1 pseudogene is annotated in these 765 nt (G+C 72.2%); it reads right to left on the bottom strand.

The window, feature by feature from the left end:
* Window positions 1-742 (bottom strand): annotated as a pseudogene (locus NS334_RS16435) (chromosome segregation protein); the annotation flags it as partial.
* Window positions 743-765: the final 23 nt, after the last annotated feature.

Here is a 765-nt window from a genome sequence, read left to right as displayed (position 1 = left end):
CGGCCTCGGCCACGCGCTCGTCGACGCCGGAGCGCTTCTCGACCCGCGACTTGATCTCTTCCTTCAGCTCGGCGTCTTCGGTGTCGAGCCGCTGCAGCGCGATGTCGGCATCCGAGGTCTGCTGCTGCTCGCGCGCGATGTCCTGGGCGAACTGGGTGAGGCGGCGGTCGAGCTCGCCGACGCGCTCCTTGGCGCGCTGCTCCTCGCGGTCGAGCATCTCGCGCGCATTGGTCAGGCGCTGCAGGCCGGCGGCGGCGCGCGCCTCGGCATCGCGCAGCGCCGGCAGTTCGGTGGCGCGGATCGCCTGGATGCGCGCGGCTTCCGCCTGATGCTGGGTGCGATCCGCCATCTCGCGCACGGCGAGATCATGGGTCCGCGCGGCGTCGTTGACGTCGGCATTGGCCCCGATCCAGCGCAGGTGGAACAGCATGGCTTCGGACTTGCGCACCTTGGCCGCGACCTCGCGGTAGCGGATCGCCTGGCGCGCCTGCTTCTTCAGGCCTTCCATCTGGCCGGTGAGCTGGCCGATCACGTCCTCGACGCGGGTGAGGTTGGTTTCGGCCGCCTTCAGCCGCAGTTCCGCCTCGTGACGGCGGGCGTGCAGGCCGGCGGCGCCGGCGGCGTCTTCCAGCACGCGGCGCCGCTGCTCCGGCTTGTCCTGGATGATCTCGCCGATCTTGCCCTGGTGGACGAGGGCCGGCGAACGCGCGCCGGTGGCGGCGTCGGCGAACAGGATCTGCACGTCGCGGGCGCGCACGTCGCGGC

This window comes from Sphingomonas endophytica (assembly GCF_001476895.1).
In the GTDB taxonomy this organism is placed as follows: domain Bacteria; phylum Pseudomonadota; class Alphaproteobacteria; order Sphingomonadales; family Sphingomonadaceae; genus Sphingomonas; species Sphingomonas endophytica_A.
Note: the sequence above shows the minus strand (reverse complement) of the source record. Positions and strands in the feature narration are given on the sequence as shown.